We start from the raw sequence: 16725 nt of genomic DNA, 5'->3' as shown, positions 1-16725 counted from the left end.
CGTACGGTGGAGTACATGAGCGCCTCAATGATCGACTGGAATGTGGCGGTCCAGGCGGGGACCCGGCTCGTCCGTCCAGGGCCGCAGGTCAGCCACGCGGAGGCCCGCGAGGTCGTGGCGGAACTGCGCGAGCTGTCCACGCTGGCGCACGGGCACGTGCGGGAGTTCACCGGCATGGCCTCCGAACTCGACCCCGACCCGGCGACGATCGTGGACCGGCCCGGCTGGATCCGGGCGAACGTGGACGGCTTCCGGGTGGTGCTCGAACCGCTCATGGAGCAGATGACGGAGAAGCGCGGGCCGGGGCCGCTCGGCGGCGCGGGCAACCTGGTCGTGGACGCGGTCGGGTCGCGCGTCACGGGGATGCAGGTCGGCGCCATCCTCGCCTACATGGCGAGCCGTGTCCTGGGGCAGTACGAACTGTTCCTCCCGCCCGACCCGGACGGACGGGCGCCGACGGGGCGGCTGACGCTGGTCGCGCCCAACATCGTCCATGTGGAACAGGAACTCCGCGTGGACGCGCGCGACTTCCGCCTGTGGGTGTGCCTGCACGAGGAGACGCACCGCGCACAGTTCACGGGCGTCCCGTGGCTGCGGGAGTACGTGCAGAACCAGACGACCCAGTTCCTCCTGGCGTCCGATCTCGATCCGGGCGCGATGCTCGACCGGATCAAGGACGCGGCGGAGGCCGTCGCGGACGCCGTCCGGGGCGGGGACTCCAACCTCATCGACGCCATCCAGAGCCCCGAGCAGCGCGAGATCCTCGACCGGCTGACCGCCGTGATGACGCTCGTCGAGGGGCACGGCGACTACGTGATGGACGCCGTCGGCCCCGAGGTCGTCCCGTCCGTGCAGCAGATCCGGTCGCGCTTCCAGGGCCGCCGCGAGGGCGGTGGCCGCATGGACAAGACGATCCGGCGGCTTCTCGGTATCGACCTGAAGATGAAGCAGTACGCGGAAGGCTCGCGGTTCGTCCGCCGGGTCGTCACCGAGGCCGGCATGAGCGGCTTCAACAAGGTGTGGGACTCGCCCGAGAGCCTGCCCACCCACCTGGAGATCAAGGAACCCGAACTGTGGATGGAACGCGTCGTGGGCCCGCGCGCCATCGACGCCGTCCCGCCGGAGGCGAACGAGGCTTGAGTGGGTCCTGATCCGGCCGTGGCGGCCGTCCGCCTCGCGGTGCGGCGGACGCTGGCCGAGTCGCCGCCTTCCGAAGGCCCTCCGGGACGGCCGGGCATGGTGCTCGCCGCGTGCAGCGGAGGCGCGGATTCACTCGCGCTCGCGGGGGCGCTCGCCTTCGTCGCGCCGAGGCTGGGCATTCCGGCCGGAGCCGTGACGATCGATCACGGGCTGCAAGAAGGATCGGGCGCGCGCGCTGACGCCGTGGTGCGCACGCTCGCCGACCTCGGGCTCGACCCGGTCGGGTCCGTGGCCGTCACGGTGGGAACGCGCGGCGGGATGGAGAACGCGGCCCGCGAAGCCCGATACGGGGCGTTGGACGATGCCGCACGCCGTCTGGGTGCCGCCGCGGTTCTTCTTGGGCACACCCTGAACGACCAGGCCGAGACGGTCCTGCTCGGCCTTGCGCGCGGATCCGGTACGCGCTCGCTTTCCGGCATGCCCCCCGCCTTCACCCGCCGTGCCGCCAAGGACGAGGCAGGCGTGCGCTACCTGCGTCCACTGCTCGAACTCGACCGGGTGACCACGCGCCGGGCCTGCTTGGCGATGGGGCTGGAACCCTGGGACGACCCTCACAACGACGACCCCGCCTACACGCGCGTACGAGTACGCAACGATGCTTTGCCCGCCCTGGAGAAGGCTCTTGGCCCCGGGGTCACGGAGGCGCTGGCGCGCACGGCGCGGATGCTGCGCGAGGACGCGGACGTCCTGGACGATCTGGCGGCGCGCGCCTACGCGGACCTGCGAGCACCCGAGGACGGGTACACCGTCGCCGTTCGCCTGGACGGGCTCGCGGAGCTGCCGAGGGCCGTCCGGACCCGTGTACTGCGGACGGCCGCGGTCAAAGCGGGCAGCCCAGCGGGTACGCTCGCGGCCGTCCACGTCGACGCGGTGGATCGGCTGGTCACGGCATGGCACGGCCAGCGCCACGTGGACCTGCCCGGAGGTCTGAGGGCCTTCAGGCGGTATGGGAAGCTGCTGTTCGGCCCGGTCTGACGCCCGGCCGACGCCCGGTTCGCCCGTGGCGCGGGTCCGTGCCTCCGGGCGGGCGCGATCACGACGATGAGGGTGGGGTTGTGGACGAGAAGGACCTGGGCGACGACCTGGCGAAGGTGCTGATCCCGGAGGCCGACCTCCAGGCCAAGGTGCGGGAGCTCGCCGGGCAGATCGACGCCGACTACGCGGGCCGGGACCTGCTCCTCGTCGGCGTCCTCAAGGGCGCCGTCATGATCATGGCGGACCTGGCGCGGGCGCTGCACACGCCGGCGTCGATGGACTGGATGGCCGTCTCGTCGTACGGGTCGGGCACGAAGTCGTCCGGCGTCGTGCGGATCCTGAAGGACCTGGACACCGACATCCTCGACCGCGACGTCCTGATCGTGGAGGACATCGTCGACTCCGGGCTGACGCTGTCGTGGCTGGTCAGCAACCTGCGTTCGCGGGGGCCTGCGTCCCTGGAGATCTGCGCGCTGCTGCGCAAGCCGGAGGCCGTCCAGGCGGAGCTGGACGTCAAGTACATCGGCTTCGACATCCCGAACGAGTTCGTCATCGGGTACGGGCTCGACTTCGCGGAGAAGTACCGGAACCTTCCCTTCGTGGGGACGCTCGCTCCCCATGTCTACGGCGGCGATGGGGAGTGAGAGCCGCGTGGGCGGGAAACCCCCGTTGAACCGGCAGGAACGACGCGTCAGGGAACAAGTGGCCGTGACGGATCGTTGCAAGGGTCGTTGACGGGTATAGGGAAAGGGCCAGGAGACAGCGCTGGCTGCGTCTTCTGCGCCCAGCGGTGTACCGTCGATGTCCCGGGCCCCAGGGCCGGGGAGCCGTAGAAGGGGGACCGCCTCGGTGGTCCGGAGCCACGGCGGGACCGTCGTTGGTCGCAGTGGCGTCCGTCCTCTGGGGGCGGGCGAGGATCGCACACAGACGTTGGTCAGGAGGGACGGGCCCCGAAGGGGTAACCGGATAAATGGACGTGAAGCGCTATTTTCGCGGGCCGCTGCTGTGGATCCTGCTGTTCGGCCTCTTGGTCGCCCTCGTCATGTGGGGCGTCAACCCCGGCCGCTCGTACGAGAAGGTCGACACCTCCAAGGTGGTCCAGGAGATCGCCCAGGGCAAGGTGAAGTCCGCCAAGATCATTGACAAGGATCAGCGGATCGAGATCACGCTCAAGAGCGGCGAGCAGCAGCAGGCTTCCTGGGTCAGCGGCCAGGGGCTCGAGCTCCAGAACGAGCTGCAGAAGCAGGCCGGAGCGGGCAACCTGCCCGGCGGCTACGACATCGAGGTCCCGCAGCAGAGCATGTTCGTCAGCCTGCTGTTCAGCCTGCTGCCGATCGTCATCATCGTGCTGATCTTCCTGTTCATCATGAACCAGATGCAGGGCGGCGGCTCGCGGGTGATGAACTTCGGCAAGTCGAAGGCCAAGCTCATCACCAAGGACACCCCGAAGACCACGTTCGCCGACGTGGCGGGAGCCGAGGAGGCCCTCGAGGAACTCGAGGAGATCAAGGACTTCCTGCAGAACCCGGCGAAGTTCCAGTCGATCGGGGCGAAGATCCCCAAGGGCGTCCTGCTGTACGGCCCGCCCGGCACCGGCAAGACGCTGCTCGCGCGCGCCGTCGCCGGCGAGGCGGGCGTGCCCTTCTACTCGATCTCCGGTTCGGACTTCGTCGAGATGTTCGTCGGCGTCGGCGCCTCGCGCGTCCGCGACCTGTTCGAGCAGGCGAAGACGAACGCCCCGTCGATCATCTTCATCGACGAGATCGACGCCGTCGGACGGCACCGCGGCGCGGGCCTCGGCGGCGGTCACGACGAGCGGGAGCAGACGCTCAACCAGCTGCTCGTCGAGATGGACGGCTTCGACGTCAAGGGCGGCGTCATCCTGATCGCCGCGACGAACCGTCCCGACATCCTCGACCCGGCGCTGCTGCGTCCCGGCCGGTTCGACCGCCAGGTCACCGTCGACCGCCCGGACCTGGAGGGCCGCAAGGGCATCCTGCGCGTGCACGGGCGCGGCAAGCCGTTCGCCCCGGACGTCGACCTGGACGTCATCGCGCGGCGCACGCCCGGGTTCACCGGCGCCGACCTGTCCAACGTGATCAACGAGGCGGCGCTGCTGACCGCGCGGTTCGACCGCAAGCTGATCGACATGGACACCCTCGAGGAGTCCATCGACCGCGTCATGGCCGGGCCGGAACGCAAGACCCGCGTGATGTCGGAGAAGGAAAAGAAGATCATCGCCTACCACGAGGGCGGGCACGCGCTGGTGGCGCACGCGCTGCCGAACTCCGACCCCGTGCACAAGGTGACGATCCTGCCGCGCGGCCGGGCCCTGGGCTACACCATGACCCTGCCGATGGAGGACAAGTTCCTCACGACGCGCTCGGAGATGACCGACCAGCTCGCCATGCTGCTGGGCGGCCGGACGGCCGAGGAGCTCGTGTTCCACGAGCCGACGACCGGCGCGGCGAACGACATCGAGAAGGCCAGCGCGATCGCGCGCAACATGGTGACCGAGTACGGGATGAGCGAGCGCCTCGGCGCCCGCAAGTTCGGCTCGGGCCAGGGCGAGGTGTTCCTCGGCCGCGACATGGGCCACGAGCGCGACTACTCCGAGGACATCGCGTCCGCGATCGACGACGAGGTCCGGCGCTACATCGAGGCGGCGCACGACACCGCGTGGGAGATCCTCACCGAGTACCGGGACGTCCTGGACGAGCTCGTCGTGAACCTGATGGAGAAGGAGACCCTGTCCAAGGACCAGGTCCTCCAGATCTTCGCGCCGATCCAGAAGCGGCCGCACCAGAACTCCTACACCGGGTACGGCAAGCGCCTGCCGTCGGACCGCCCGCCGGTACTGACGGCCAAGGAGCTCGCCCTGATGGGCCCCCAGGAGGTCACCGACCTCACCAAGGGCAACGGGCAGGGCAACGGGCAGAGCGGCGTTCCGAGCACGGAGACCACCGACCCGCTCAAGGGCGAAGGCTGACCCCTTGACCGATCCGTTCGACGACGCCCCCCTGCCCGACGCGCCCCCCGGGTTCGATCACGGCAGGATCGAGAAGGCCGTGCGCGAGATCCTGTTCGCGATCGGGGAGGACCCCGATCGCGACGGGCTCCGCGACACCCCCGCGCGGGTCGCGCGCGCGTACGCCGAGCAGTTCGCCGGCCTGCGGCAGCGACCCGAAGAGGCGCTCACCACGGTGTTCGACGCCGGCCATGAGGAAATGGTCCTGGTGAAGGACATCGGGGTGTACAGCGTGTGCGAGCACCATCTCGTCCCGTTCCACGGTGTGGCCCACGTCGGGTACACGCCGAACCAGAAGGGGCAGATCACCGGTCTGTCGAAGCTGGCCCGGGTCGTGGACGTGTACGCGCGGCGCCCGCAGGTGCAGGAGCGTCTGACGAGCCAGGTCGCGGACGCGCTCATGAACGTCCTGGAGCCGCGCGGCGCCATCGTGGTGATCGAGGCCGAGCATCTGTGCATGACGATGCGCGGCGTCCGCAAGCCGGGCGCGCGGACGGTGACGTCCGCGGTCCGCGGCGACTTCCGCGATCACCCCGAGACGCGCGCCGAGGCGATGAGCCTGATCCTGGGCCGCTCCTGACCCCGACCCCACCGCGAGTGCACATCGACGCCGGAACGGGCCTCAGCGACGCGCTGAGGCCCGTTCCGGCGCTTACGGGGAGGGCTGGGGGGCGAGCGCCGGGCCCGGCGGGCCGGTGATCGGGGCGCGAGATCGACATACCGAGACCACGACATAGGGTTGATGCCATGACCACTGCCGACGTTCCAGGCCTGCCCGCGCCGGGGCGGTGCCTCGTCATGGGCGTGGTCAACGTGACCCCCGACTCCTTCTCGGACGGCGGCGCCTGGTTCGACCACGAGAAGGCGATCCACCACGGGCTCAACCTGGCCGCCGAGGGCGCCGACATCGTCGACGTGGGCGGCGAGTCGACCCGTCCGGGCGCGCAGCGCGTCTCCCGCGAGGAGGAGCTGCGCCGCATCGTGCCGGTCATCGAGGCGCTCACCGCCGAGGGCGTCCCGGTCAGCGTGGACACCATGCGCGCCGAGGTCGCGGAGGCCGCGATCGAGGCGGGCGCCCGGCTCGTCAACGACGTGAGCGGCGGCCTCGCCGACCCCGACATGCCCCGTGCGGTCGCGCGCGCGGGCGTCCCGTACGTCGTGATGCACTGGCGCGGGCACAGCCACGACATGCAGACCCGCGCCGTGTACCAGGATGTCGTCCGCGAAGTACGCGACGAGTTGCTGCAACGCGTGGAGGTCGTCCTGCAAGAAGGGCTGGACCCGGCCAAGGTGATCCTGGATCCGGGCCTCGGTTTCGCGAAGAATCCGACCGCCGGGCACAACTGGTCCCTGCTGGCGCATCTGGACGCGTTCACGAGCACGGGCTACCCCGTCCTGGTCGGAGCGTCCCGCAAGAGTTTCCTCGGCAGGCTCCTCACCGACGCGGAAGGGACGCCGCGGCCGTTCGGCGAATGCGACGACGCCACGGTCGCGATCACGTCGCTCGTCGCGGCCGCCGGCGGATGGTGCGTGCGCGTGCACCGCGTCCGTCCGAACGCCGACGCCGTGCGCGTCGCCGCCGCGGTACGCGCCGCAGGGGGCGGCCAGGGCGACCGCCCCGGCGCCGGCCCGGGGAGCGGCCGGCCATGAGCGCTCCGGTGAACCGCGCGGACGTCGGTGAGGTGCACGCCGAGTTCTACGCCGCGTTCGAGGCCGGCGACTACGACCGCATGGCGGCCGTCTGGGCGGACGGCCCGTACGCCCCGGCCGTCTCCTGCGTACACCCGGGCTGGACCATGCTGCGCGGACGCGAGGAGGTGCTGCGGTCATGGGCCCTCATCATGGCCAACACCACCTACATCCAGTTCGTGCTGACCGACGTCGAGACGGACGTGTACGGGGACCACGCAGTGGTCACCTGCAAGGAGAACGTCCTGACCGCCGACGAGGACACGGAGGCCGGATTCCTGGCAGGGGGAAGCATCGTGGCCACCAACGTGTTCGTTCGCGCCGGAGAAGAATGGCGGCTCCTGCTTCACCATGGTTCGCCCGTGCTGAACGTCGCTGATACAGAGGAAGAATGAGTCTCGACCGCATCGAACTGCGCGGCCTGCGGGCCAGAGGCAGGCACGGTTGCCTCCCGGCGGAACGGGAACTCGGCCAGGAGTTCGTCGTGGACGCCGTCCTCGGCCTGGACACCCGCCCGGCGGCGGCGGACGACGACCTGTCGCTCACCGTCGACTACGGGTCCCTGGCCGACCGGCTGGTCGCCGCGGTCGGGGGCGAGCCCGTCGACCTGATCGAAACGCTGGCCGAGCGGCTGGCGAAGATATGTCTGGAGGACGCGGCGGTCTCAGAGGTCGAGATCACCGTCCACAAGCCGAACGCCCCGGTGCCGCACCCCTTCACGGACGTGGCCGTGAAGATCCAGAGGAGTCGCCCATGACCGCGTACGACCGCATGCCCGACCGCACCGCGACCGGCGGGCACATGCTCGTCCACCACCGGGTCGTCTTCTCCATCGGCAGCAACCTCGGCGACCGCCTGGACAACATCCAGGAGGCCGTCGACGCGCTGTTCGACGCCCCCGGACTCGACTTCGTGGCGTTCTCCCCGGTCTACGAGACGGCCCCGTACGCACCCCCCGGAGAGTCGATCCCGCCCCAGGACGACTACCTCAACGTCGTTCTCGTGGCCGACACCCGGCTCCCCCCGGAAAACCTCCTGGAACGCGTCCTCAACATCGAGAACTCCATGCAGCGGGTCAGGGAGGTCCGATGGGGGCCGCGCACCCTCGACATCGACATCGTGGTCTTCGGTGACATCGCCTCCGACGACCCCGACCTGACGCTCCCGCACCCGCGCGCGCACGAGCGCGCGTTCGTCCTCGTCCCCTGGGCCGACATCGAGCCGGACGTCCTGCTGCCCGGGCACGGCCGCGTCGGCGACCTCGCGGAGGCGAAACTCGCGGAGGGCGGCCCGTCGGCCGTGCGCCGCCGGACGGACCTGACCCTGCAGCAGCCTGCATGAAGCCGTCGCGCCCGCTCTTCCTCGCCGGCCTGCTGGTCGTCGTCGCGGTGATCACCTGGGCGGTGCTCCGCACGGCCTACCTGGCGTTGCCGCCGCTGCCGTGGACGACGGTGCCGACGCTGCTGCTCCTGGCGCTCGCCGAGGGGATCAGCGGCTACAACGTGCTGCGCCGCATCCGCCGCAAGCCCGGCACGCGCCCCGTCGAGCCCCTCGCCGTCGCGCGCCTGGCGGCCCTCGGCAAGGCCAGCGCGCACGCCGCCGCGGTGATCGCGGGCGTGTTCGGCGGGTTCGCGTTCAGCGTCGTCGACGCCCTCGACAAGCCGACGCCCCGGCACGACTTCTTCGCCAGCGGCGCGACCTTCCTGGCCGCGGCCGTCCTGGTGGCCGCCGCCTACTTCCTCGAATACGCGTGCCGCGTCCCCGGCGGCCCCGACGACGACGAGGACCCCCGCAACGGCGCGTCCAGAGCCTGACCCGCCACCGATCCCCCGCGCCTACGCGTGCGTCTCCCGGGTGCCTACGTGTGCGTCGTGTGGGCGCCCTCGAGGGAGGCGGGTGCGTCTCTCACGCGCCGACGCGCGTGTCGCGTGGTCGCCGGTGGGAGGGAGACAGCGCGTCTCCCCGCGCCTACGCGTGCGTTGCGCGGGTGCCTTCGGGGAGACGGGTGCTCTCACGCGCGGCCGTAGGGCGCCCGGCGCCCGGAGGCCGTGCGGCGGTCATTTGTCGATGTCGCCGACGACGAAGAACATGGAACCCAGGATCGCGATCATGTCGGCGACGAGGGTGCCGGGGAGGAGTTCGGCGAGCACCTGGACGTTGTTGAACGACGCGGAGCGCAGCTTCAGCCGCCACGGCGTCTTCTCCCCGCGCGACACCAGGTAGTAGCCGTTGATGCCGAGCGGGTTCTCCGTCCACGCGTAGGTGTGGCCCTCCGGCACCTTCAGGACCTTCGGAAGGCGCTGGTTGATCGGGCCCTTCGGCAGTTCGGCGAGCCGGTCCAGGCAGGCGTCGGCGAGGTCCAGGGACGCGTGCACCTGGTCGAGGAGGCACTCGAAGCGTGCGAGTGCGTCGCCCTCGGTCCGGGTGACCACGCGGACGTCCAGTTCGTCGTAGGCGAGGTACGGTTCGTCCCTGCGGAGGTCGAAGTCCACCCCGGACGCGCGTGCGATCGGGCCGGAGACCCCGTACTGCAGGATCTGCTCTTCGGTGAGCACACCCACCCCGCGTGTGCGCGCGCGGAAGATCTCGTTGCCGAGTATGAGGTCGGCGATGTCGCTCATCCGGCCCCGCACGACCGAGATCGCGTGGCGCGCGCGTCCCGTCCAGCCGGCGGGCAGGTCGTCCTTCAGGCCGCCCACGCGGTTGAACATGTAGTGCATGCGGCCGCCGGAGATCTCCTCCATGACCCGCTGCAGCTCCTCGCGCTCACGGAACGCGTAGAAGATCGGGGTCATCGCACCCACTTCCAGGGGGTACGACCCCAGGAACATGAGGTGGTTGAGTATCCGGTTCAACTCGGCGAGCAGCGTCCTGGCCCACACGGCCCGGACCGGCACCTCCATGCCCAGCATCCGCTCCACCGCCAGGACGACGCCCAGTTCGCTGGAGAACGCCGACAGCCAATCGTGCCGGTTCGCCAGCACGATGATCTGGCGGAAGTCGCGGACCTCGAACAGTTTCTCCGCGCCCCGGTGCATGTACCCGACGATGGGTTCGGCCGCCGAGATGCGTTCCCCGTCCAGGGTCAGCCGGAGCCGGAGCACTCCGTGCGTGGACGGGTGCTGCGGCCCGATGTTCAGGGTCATGTCCTCGGTCGCGAGCTCCTTGCCCAAGGAGTTCGAGCCCGCGCCGATCCCGACGATCCGTTCGGTGGTCATGGTCGCGTCTCCGCCGCTCGGGTCACCGTGCCATGCTCCCATGGCGGCCGATGCCCGTTTCCGGTTGACTAGGGTCCGATGAACCCGAACCACGGCGGACAGCCGTACGACCCCGCCGCGCGGCCGCCGCCCGGCCCGATGCCGCAGGGACCCGTGCAGGGAGCGCCGGGGCGGCCCGTGCCGGGAGACGCCCCGAACGCCCCGGTCGCCGCACCGCCCCAGTACCGTCCGGACGAGGCGTTCGCCCCCGGCGGCGGGCAGAAGTGGTGGCCGATCTCCAAGCGGCACACCTGGCAGCGGGCGTTGACGGCCGCGCTCTGGGCCGTCCCCGTGGGCGCTCTGGGCATTTTCCTGCTCGGGCGTGACGGTGGCCTCGCCGCCGCGGGGATGTGGGGCGCCGCGGTCGTCCTGGCGGTCGCCGTCATCGGGATCGTGGCCGAACTCGACCGCCGCTCCTTCGGATACGCCGAGCGGGCCGACGACCTCATCCTGACGCACGGTGTGTTCGTCAAGCGCCTCATCGTCGTCCCGTACGGACGGATGCAGTTCGTCGACGTCACGGCGGGGCTGCTGGAGCGCTGGATGGGCATCGCGACCGTCCGCATGCACACCGCGGCGGCCGCCACGGACGCGACCGTCCCGGGCCTGCCCGCCGCTGAGGCCGCGCTGCTGCGCGACCGTCTCGCGCAGAAGGGCGAGGAGAGGAGCATGGGCCTGTGAACGGCCCCTACGGCCCGCCGCCCGGTCCGTACGGTCCCCCGCCCGGTCCTTACGGTCCGCAGGGACGCCCCGGCCCGTACGGTCAACCAGGTCCGCATGGTCAACCAGGTCCGCATGGGCCTTACGGGCCCCCGCGTCCTCCCTATGGGCCGCCGGGGCCGTACCAGGGGCATCCGTACCCGGGGCCGCCCTACGGCCATCCGATGCCGCCTCCGCGGCGGTTCTCCGAGGGCACCCACAGGCTGCACTGGGCGACCGCGCCGCTTCGCGCGTTCGTCTTCCTGATCGTCTACTTCGTCCTGCTGGGGTTCCCGCTCCTGCTGACCCAGACGGACGAGGGCATCGTCCTCGCGCTCACCCCGGAGGTGGTCGCGAGGTTCCTGATCGTGTCGGTGCCGATGGCGGCGATCGCGATCGGGACGGGCCTGTGGACGTGGCTGGCGCTGCGGTTCCGGGTCGACGGCGACGACCTGGTCGTGGAGACGGGCCTGCTGCGCAAGCGCAAGCGCCGCATCCCGCTGTCGCGGATCCAGGCCGTCGACATCGTCCGGCCGCTCGTGACCCGCGTGTTCGCCCTCGCCGAGGTCCGGGTGGAGCTGGCCGGCGGCGAGCAGAGCGAGATCGTCCTGCGCTACCTGGGGCGGAACTCCGCTCAGCAGTTGCGCGCCGAACTCCTCGCCCTCGCCGCCGGACTCCCCGGGCACACCCCGGAGGCACCCGAACGGCACGTGTGGCGGGTCCCCTTCGGCGCGCTCTTCTCGTCCCTTCTCCTGCGTTGGCCGGTAATAGGGACGATCCTGCTGTTCCTCGGCACCCTGGTGTTCATGGTGGTGTACACGGAGGGCGGCATTCTGGCCGTCACCGTGCCGATCCTCCTCGGCCTCCTCCGCGCCGTGGTCGCCCCCATGGTGATGTACGCGAACTTCCGGGTCGCCCTGTCACCTGACGGGATCAGGCTCCGGTACGGGCTCCTCGAGACGCGCATGCAGACGCTCCCGCCCGGCCGCGTGCAGGCCGTCGGGATCGTCGAGCCGGGGATCTGGCGGAGCCTCGGCTGGGCCCGCGTCGAGATCACGGTGGCGGGGTACGCGGGCGACCGGCAGGCGCTGTCCTCGACGCTCCTTCCGGTCGCGCCGCGCCACGTCGCGATGCACCTGGTCTCGCAGGTGTTCCCGGGGACGCACGTGGACGCCGTCCCGCTCGTCCCGGCGTCCGCCAAGTCGGTCACGATCGACCGCCCGGACGGTGCGGGCACCGACGACGTCGTGTTCGTGACACGGCACGGCTGGCCCTGTCGGCGGACGGACGTGATCGCCCACGCGCGCGCGCAGAGCGTCCGTCTGACCGTGAACCCGCTCCAGAGGCTCCTGGGGTTGGCGACCGTCCATGTGGACGCGCCGCCGGGTTCCGTTCATGTCGCCGCTGCCGACCGGGAACTGGGCGAGGCGCGCGCGATCGTCGACTCGACGGCCCGGCGGGCGCGCGCGGCGCGCGAGGCGGCGGGCGACCCGTCCCACTGGGCCGCGCGCTGACGCCCGTCCCGGCACCGCCCGTGCCGGCAACGCCCGCCGCGCGCCGGCGCCCGTCCCGTCCGTCAGTCGAGGACCGCGGCGACGGCCTCCAGCTCCACGAGCTGGTCGTCGTAGCCGAGCACGGTCACGCCCATCAGGGTGCTGGGCACGTCGTGGTCCCCGAACGCGTCCCGGACGACCTGCCAGGACGTCACCAGATCCTCCTGGCGGGCGGACGCGACGAGGACCCGGGTGCTGATGACGTCCTCGAGCGAGGCGCCGGCGTCCGCGAGCGCGGTCCGCAGGTTCTCGACGCACCGGGCCGCCTGCCCCGCGTAGTCGCCGATCGCGACGGTGGAGCCGTCCCCGCCGAGCGGGCACGCCCCCGCGAGGAAGATCAGCCTGGCTTCGGCGGGGGCGGTGGCGGCGTAGGCGTACTCGGCGACGTCCGACAGGGACGCGGAACGGATCAGGGTGACGGCACGGGGCACGGAAGCTCCTCTGTGAGGTGATCACCGGTCTCGTGATCGTCCCAGAGAGGAAAGCGGACCTCACGTGGATTTCGCGGGATTCCCGCGTCGTCCCCGGCGGGTGCGTACGGCGGCCGCCGCGCAGGCGATGACGGCGACCCCGCCGAGGACGGTCGGCCAGGAGAGCGGCTCGTGCAGGAACAGCGCGGCCCAGGAGATCGTCATGACCGGCTGGACGAGCTGGACCTGCCCCACCCGCGCCATCGGCCCGATCGCGAGGCCCCGGTACCAGGCGAAGAAGCCGAGGAACATGCTGACGACGCCGAGGTACGCGAACGCCGCCCATTCGACCGGGCCCGCGGTCAGGGGGCGCCGGTCGAGCGACGCCGCGGTGGCGAGGAGCATCGGCGGCGCCGCCACCACGAGCGCCCAGGACACGGTCTGCCACGCGCCGAGTTCACGCGCGAGGAGGCCGCCCTCGGCGTAGCCGATCGCGGCCGCGAGGACGGCGCCGAACAGCAGCAGGTCCGACCCGTGCGGCCCGCCGAGCCCGCCGCCCTGCAGGGACGCGAACGCGACGGCGGCGACCGCGCCGACGGCCGCGGTGAGCCAGAACGACGCCGGCCGGCGTTCGTGCGCCCGCAGCACGGCCGTCACCGCCGTCGCCGCGGGCAGCAACGCGATCACGACGGCCCCGTGGCTCGCCGGGGCGGTGGTGAGCGCGAACGAGGTCAGCAGCGGGAACCCGGCGACGACCCCGCCCGCGACGACCGCGACGCGGGCCCATTGGACGCCGCGCGGCGGGCGCTGCCCCGTGACGGCCAGCGCGGTGGCCGCGAGGGCCGCGGCGACGACCGCGCGGCCGGAGCCCGCGAACAGCGGCGACATCCCGCCGCCTTGTACGGCGATACGGGTGAACGGGACGGTGAACGAGAACGCCGCGACACCGAGGAGCCCCCACCACAGCCCGGCCCGCGATAGCGGAGTGGGCTCCGAGCGAGTAGCGCTACTATCTAGCTTCATGAATGACGATAGCAGTGCGCGGATCGTCGCGGGGCTCCGGGAGTGGATCGCCGCCGCCGCGCCCGGGGCGAGACTGCCGTCCACGCGAGCCCTGGTCGCGCAGTACGGGGCGAGCCCCGTCACGGTGCAGAAGGCGCTGCGTACCCTGGCGTCACAGGGGATGGTCGAGAGCCGGCCCGGTGTGGGCACGTTCGTCCGCGCCGTCCGGATGCCGCGCCCCAACGACTACGGATGGCAGACCGCCGCGCTCGGGTCGCCCCGGAACCCGCTCCCGCGCACGTCCGCGGCGTTGCGGAGCGCGCCCAACGACGTGATCGCCCTGCACTCCGGCTACCCCGACCGCGAACTGCTGCCCGAGCGCCTGGTGAGGACGGCGTTCGCCCGTGCGGCGCGCGGCGACGCGGCCGTGGGCCGTCCCCCGTCCGCCGGGCTGCCGGACCTGCAGGCGTGGTTCGCGGCCGAGCTCGGCGCCGCGGCCCCGGCGTGGGCCGCGCCCCCGGCGCCGAGCGACGTCATCGTCGTCCCCGGCAGCCAGAGCGGGCTCGGCGGCGCCTTCCGCGCCCTCGTCGGCGCGGGCCGTCCCCTCCTCGCGGAGTCCCCGACGTACTGGGGCGCGATCCTCGCCGCCGCCCAGACGGGCGTGCGGATCGTGCCCGTCCCCAGCGGCATCGACGGGCCGGACCCGGACGAACTGGCGCGCGCCTTCGAGCGGACCGGGGCGCGCGCCTTCTACGCCCAGCCGAACTTCGCCAACCCGACGGGCGCCCGCTGGTCCCCGGACGCCGCCGACCGCGTCCTCGAGCTCGTCCGGCGGCACGGCGCGTTCCTCATCGAGGACGACTGGGCGCACGACTTCGGCATCGCCGCGGACGCGTCCCCGGTCGCGGCCCGCGACGACGCCGGGCACGTCGTGTACCTGCGGTCGCTGACCAAGAGCGTCTCGCCCGCGGTGCGCGTCGCGGGGGTCGTCGCGCGGGGGCCCGCCCGCGAACGCATCCTCGCCGACGCGCAGGCCGAGTCGATGTACGTCAGCGGCGTCCTGCAGGCCGTCGCGCTCGACGTCGTCACCCAGCCCGCCTGGCGCACGCACCTGCGGGGCGTCCGCCGGCAGCTCGCCGCCCGCCGCGACCTCCTGGCCGGCGCGCTGCGGGAGCACGTCCCCGCCGCCCGGCTCGACGTCCCGCAGGGCGGGCTGAACCTGTGGGTGCGGCTGCCGGACGCCACCGACCTGCCGCGGCTCGTCCGGGACTGCGAGGCCGCCGGTGTCGTCGTCGCGCCCGGCGACGAGTGGTTCCCCGCCGAACCGACCGGCGCCTACCTGCGGCTCGGCTACGCGGGCCCGAACCCCGGCGCGTTCCCCGACGGCGCCCGCGTCATCGGCGAGATGCTCGCCCGGCAGCACGGCTGACGAGAGTTGTCCACAGGCCGAGATCTCCGTCACCGTCGGCGGCGCCGTGATCGAGCATGAAGTGGCCGGTCCGCCCAGCGCGGGGGATGGGCGGACCGGTTCCGATCACCGAGCACGGAGGCGTCCCGTGAAACAGCCTGGACACGCGCGCACCATCGCGAAATATCGTTCGGGGATGATGTCCTATGACCCGTGGTCGCCCGATTTCGTGGCCGACCCCTATCCCGTGTTCGAGCGGCTCCGGGACGAACGTCCGGTGTTCTTCCACGAGCCGACGGACCAATGGGTGATCAGCCGGTACGAGGACGTCGACGCGCTCCTGCGGGACCGTCGGCTCGGCCGCTCGTACCTGCACGTGGCGACCCACGAGGAGTTCGGCAGACCGGCGGAGGCCGAGTTCCTCAGACCGTTCTGGGATCTGATCCGCGCCGGGATGCTGGACGTCGAACCGCCCACCCACACCCGGTTGCGGCGGCTGGTGTCCAAGGCGTTCACCGCGCGCATGGTGGAGGGGCTGCGGCCCACCATCCGAAGACTCGCCGGGGAACTGGCGGACGCGCTCGCGGCCGAGGGCGGCGGCGACCTGCTCGCGGAGGTCGCCGAACCGCTCCCGGTGAACGTGATCGCCGAGATGCTGGGCGTCCCGCCGGAAGACCGTCCCCTCCTGCGCCCCTGGTCGGCCGACATCTGCGGGATGTACGAGCTCAACCCGTCCGAGGAGACCCAGCGGACGGCCGTCCGCGCCGCCGTCGAGTTCTCCGACTACCTGCGCGGCCTGGCCCGCTCCCGCCGGGACGAACCGCGCGACGACCTGATCAGCGCGCTCGCGCAGGTGGCCGACGAGGGCGACCGGCTCACCGAGGACGAACTGATCGGCACCTGCGTCCTCCTCCTCAACGCCGGGCACGAGGCCACGGTGAACGCCACCGGCAACGGCTGGTGGTCGCTGTTCCGCAACCCCGGCGAGCTGGCACGGCTCCGCGCCGACCCGGCCCTCGTCCCCACCGCCGTCGAGGAACTGCTGCGCTACGACACCCCGGCCCCGATGTTCGAACGCTGGGTCCTGGAGGACGTCACCGTCGCCGGGGTCGACATTCCCCGCGGCGCCGAGGTCGCGCTGCTGTTCGCGTCCGCCAACCGCGACCCCGCCGTCTTCCCCGACCCGGACCGGCTCGACCTGAGCCGCGACCCGAACCCGCACATCACGTTCGGCCTCGGCATCCACTACTGCCTGGGCGCGCCCCTCGGCCGCATCGAGCTGGCCGAGTCCTTCGGCGCGCTCCTGAAGGCCGCACCCGGAATGCGCCTGACCGCCGAACCCGAGTGGAAGCCCGGCTTCGTGCTGCGCGGCTTGGAGGCCCTGCACGTCGAATGCTGACCGGCCGCCCCGCGCGGACACCCGGCTGGCGGCGGGGCGCCTCGGGCGCCCGAGGCCCCGGACACGGCTGACGGCCCGTCCAGACGGAGTCGCTGGCTTCGGCGG

17 protein-coding genes are annotated in these 16725 nt (G+C 72.0%); 14 read left to right on the top strand and 3 right to left on the bottom strand.

The window, feature by feature from the left end:
• Nucleotides 1–27 precede the first annotated feature (27 nt).
• The 10 genes from ACFQ11_RS00270 (at nt 28) to ACFQ11_RS00225 (ending at nt 8706) form a co-directional block, all read left to right on the top strand.
• A complete protein-coding gene (locus tag ACFQ11_RS00270) occupies nt 28–1140 on the top strand; it encodes a zinc-dependent metalloprotease (protein ID WP_378295898.1) in 1113 nt (370 codons plus the stop codon).
• A complete protein-coding gene (gene tilS, locus ACFQ11_RS00265) occupies nt 1141–2175 on the top strand; it encodes a tRNA lysidine(34) synthetase TilS (RefSeq protein WP_378295620.1) in 1035 nt (344 codons plus the stop codon).
• An 80-nt stretch (nt 2176–2255) separates the two neighbouring features.
• Nucleotides 2256–2819, top strand: a complete 564-nt coding sequence (gene hpt, locus ACFQ11_RS00260; RefSeq protein WP_378295619.1) for a hypoxanthine phosphoribosyltransferase — start codon at nt 2256–2258, stop codon at nt 2817–2819.
• Between the two features lie 326 nt (nt 2820–3145).
• Complete coding sequence (gene ftsH / locus ACFQ11_RS00255; RefSeq protein WP_378295618.1) at nt 3146–5164, top strand: ATP-dependent zinc metalloprotease FtsH; 2019 nt, start codon at nt 3146–3148, stop codon at nt 5162–5164.
• 4 nt (nt 5165–5168) lie between these two features.
• Nucleotides 5169–5783, top strand: a complete 615-nt coding sequence (gene folE / locus ACFQ11_RS00250; protein ID WP_378295616.1) for a GTP cyclohydrolase I FolE — start codon at nt 5169–5171, stop codon at nt 5781–5783.
• Between the two features lie 167 nt (nt 5784–5950).
• Nucleotides 5951–6853 carry a dihydropteroate synthase gene (folP, locus tag ACFQ11_RS00245; protein WP_378295615.1) on the top strand — a complete coding sequence of 301 codons (903 nt, stop codon included), beginning with the start codon at nt 5951–5953 and terminating at the stop codon, nt 6851–6853.
• Nucleotides 6850–7287, top strand: a complete 438-nt coding sequence (locus ACFQ11_RS00240; RefSeq protein ID WP_378295614.1) for a nuclear transport factor 2 family protein — start codon at nt 6850–6852, stop codon at nt 7285–7287. Before folP ends, ACFQ11_RS00240 begins: the two co-directional genes overlap by 4 nt.
• A complete protein-coding gene (gene folB, locus ACFQ11_RS00235; RefSeq protein ID WP_026403549.1) occupies nt 7284–7649 on the top strand; it encodes a dihydroneopterin aldolase in 366 nt (121 codons plus the stop codon). The genes ACFQ11_RS00240 and folB overlap by 4 nt, the downstream gene beginning before the upstream one ends.
• Nucleotides 7646–8233 carry a 2-amino-4-hydroxy-6-hydroxymethyldihydropteridine diphosphokinase gene (gene folK, locus ACFQ11_RS00230; protein ID WP_378295613.1) on the top strand — a complete coding sequence of 196 codons (588 nt, stop codon included), beginning with the start codon at nt 7646–7648 and terminating at the stop codon, nt 8231–8233. The genes folB and folK overlap by 4 nt, the downstream gene beginning before the upstream one ends.
• Nucleotides 8230–8706: a DUF3180 domain-containing protein gene (locus tag ACFQ11_RS00225; protein WP_378295611.1), complete on the top strand. Its 477-nt coding sequence runs from the start codon at nt 8230–8232 to the stop codon at nt 8704–8706. The genes folK and ACFQ11_RS00225 overlap by 4 nt, the downstream gene beginning before the upstream one ends.
• A gap of 243 nt (nt 8707–8949) precedes the next feature.
• Here the strand turns inward: ACFQ11_RS00225 and ACFQ11_RS00220 are convergent, their stop codons facing one another.
• Nucleotides 8950–10110 carry an NADH-quinone oxidoreductase subunit D gene (locus tag ACFQ11_RS00220; protein ID WP_378295610.1) on the bottom strand — a complete coding sequence of 387 codons (1161 nt, stop codon included), beginning with the start codon at nt 10108–10110 and terminating at the stop codon, nt 8950–8952.
• 78 nt (nt 10111–10188) lie between these two features.
• Here ACFQ11_RS00220 and ACFQ11_RS00215 point away from each other — a divergent pair, with 78 nt between their 5' ends.
• Entirely contained in the window at nt 10189–10830 is a 642-nt protein-coding gene (locus tag ACFQ11_RS00215; RefSeq protein ID WP_378295609.1) for a PH domain-containing protein, read from the top strand.
• Between the two features lie 203 nt (nt 10831–11033).
• Entirely contained in the window at nt 11034–12362 is a 1329-nt protein-coding gene (locus ACFQ11_RS00210; protein ID WP_378295608.1) for a PH domain-containing protein, read from the top strand.
• Between the two features lie 62 nt (nt 12363–12424).
• Here ACFQ11_RS00210 and ACFQ11_RS00205 read toward each other — a convergent pair whose 3' ends face one another.
• Nucleotides 12425–12832, bottom strand: coding sequence for a RidA family protein (locus ACFQ11_RS00205; protein ID WP_378295607.1), 408 nt, complete (start codon nt 12830–12832; stop codon nt 12425–12427).
• A gap of 60 nt (nt 12833–12892) precedes the next feature.
• Entirely contained in the window at nt 12893–13834 is a 942-nt protein-coding gene (locus ACFQ11_RS00200; protein WP_378295605.1) for a DMT family transporter, read from the bottom strand.
• Here ACFQ11_RS00200 and ACFQ11_RS00195 point away from each other — a divergent pair.
• Nucleotides 13833–15242 (top strand): aminotransferase-like domain-containing protein, encoded by a 1410-nt coding sequence (locus ACFQ11_RS00195; protein WP_378295604.1) that lies wholly within the window; start codon nt 13833–13835, stop codon nt 15240–15242. The two genes, ACFQ11_RS00200 and ACFQ11_RS00195, sit on opposite strands and share 2 nt — an antisense overlap.
• 175 nt (nt 15243–15417) lie before the next feature.
• Nucleotides 15418–16620: a cytochrome P450 gene (locus ACFQ11_RS00190; RefSeq protein WP_378295603.1), complete on the top strand. Its 1203-nt coding sequence runs from the start codon at nt 15418–15420 to the stop codon at nt 16618–16620.
• Nucleotides 16621–16725 lie beyond the last annotated feature (105 nt).

The organism is Actinomadura sediminis, assembly GCF_042675525.1.
In the GTDB taxonomy this organism is placed as follows: Bacteria; Actinomycetota; Actinomycetes; order Streptosporangiales; family Streptosporangiaceae; genus Spirillospora; species Spirillospora sediminis.
This window is presented reverse-complemented; position numbering and strand designations above follow the sequence as displayed.

Coding starts and splice junctions, on each gene's coding strand:
- ACFQ11_RS00190 (WP_378295603.1), top strand. CDS start 15,418: ATGATGTCCTATGACCCGTGGTCGCCCGATTTCGTGGCCGACCCCTAT.
- ACFQ11_RS00210 (WP_378295608.1), top strand. CDS start 11,034: ATGCCGCCTCCGCGGCGGTTCTCCGAGGGCACCCACAGGCTGCACTGG.
- ftsH (WP_378295618.1), top strand. CDS start 3,146: ATGGACGTGAAGCGCTATTTTCGCGGGCCGCTGCTGTGGATCCTGCTG.
- folK (WP_378295613.1), top strand. CDS start 7,646: ATGACCGCGTACGACCGCATGCCCGACCGCACCGCGACCGGCGGGCAC.
- ACFQ11_RS00220 (WP_378295610.1), bottom strand. CDS start 10,110: ATGACCACCGAACGGATCGTCGGGATCGGCGCGGGCTCGAACTCCTTG.
- ACFQ11_RS00270 (WP_378295898.1), top strand. CDS start 28: ATGATCGACTGGAATGTGGCGGTCCAGGCGGGGACCCGGCTCGTCCGT.
- folB (WP_026403549.1), top strand. CDS start 7,284: ATGAGTCTCGACCGCATCGAACTGCGCGGCCTGCGGGCCAGAGGCAGG.
- folP (WP_378295615.1), top strand. CDS start 5,951: ATGACCACTGCCGACGTTCCAGGCCTGCCCGCGCCGGGGCGGTGCCTC.
- ACFQ11_RS00215 (WP_378295609.1), top strand. CDS start 10,189: ATGAACCCGAACCACGGCGGACAGCCGTACGACCCCGCCGCGCGGCCG.
- ACFQ11_RS00195 (WP_378295604.1), top strand. CDS start 13,833: ATGAATGACGATAGCAGTGCGCGGATCGTCGCGGGGCTCCGGGAGTGG.
- ACFQ11_RS00225 (WP_378295611.1), top strand. CDS start 8,230: ATGAAGCCGTCGCGCCCGCTCTTCCTCGCCGGCCTGCTGGTCGTCGTC.
- ACFQ11_RS00200 (WP_378295605.1), bottom strand. CDS start 13,834: ATGAAGCTAGATAGTAGCGCTACTCGCTCGGAGCCCACTCCGCTATCG.
- ACFQ11_RS00240 (WP_378295614.1), top strand. CDS start 6,850: ATGAGCGCTCCGGTGAACCGCGCGGACGTCGGTGAGGTGCACGCCGAG.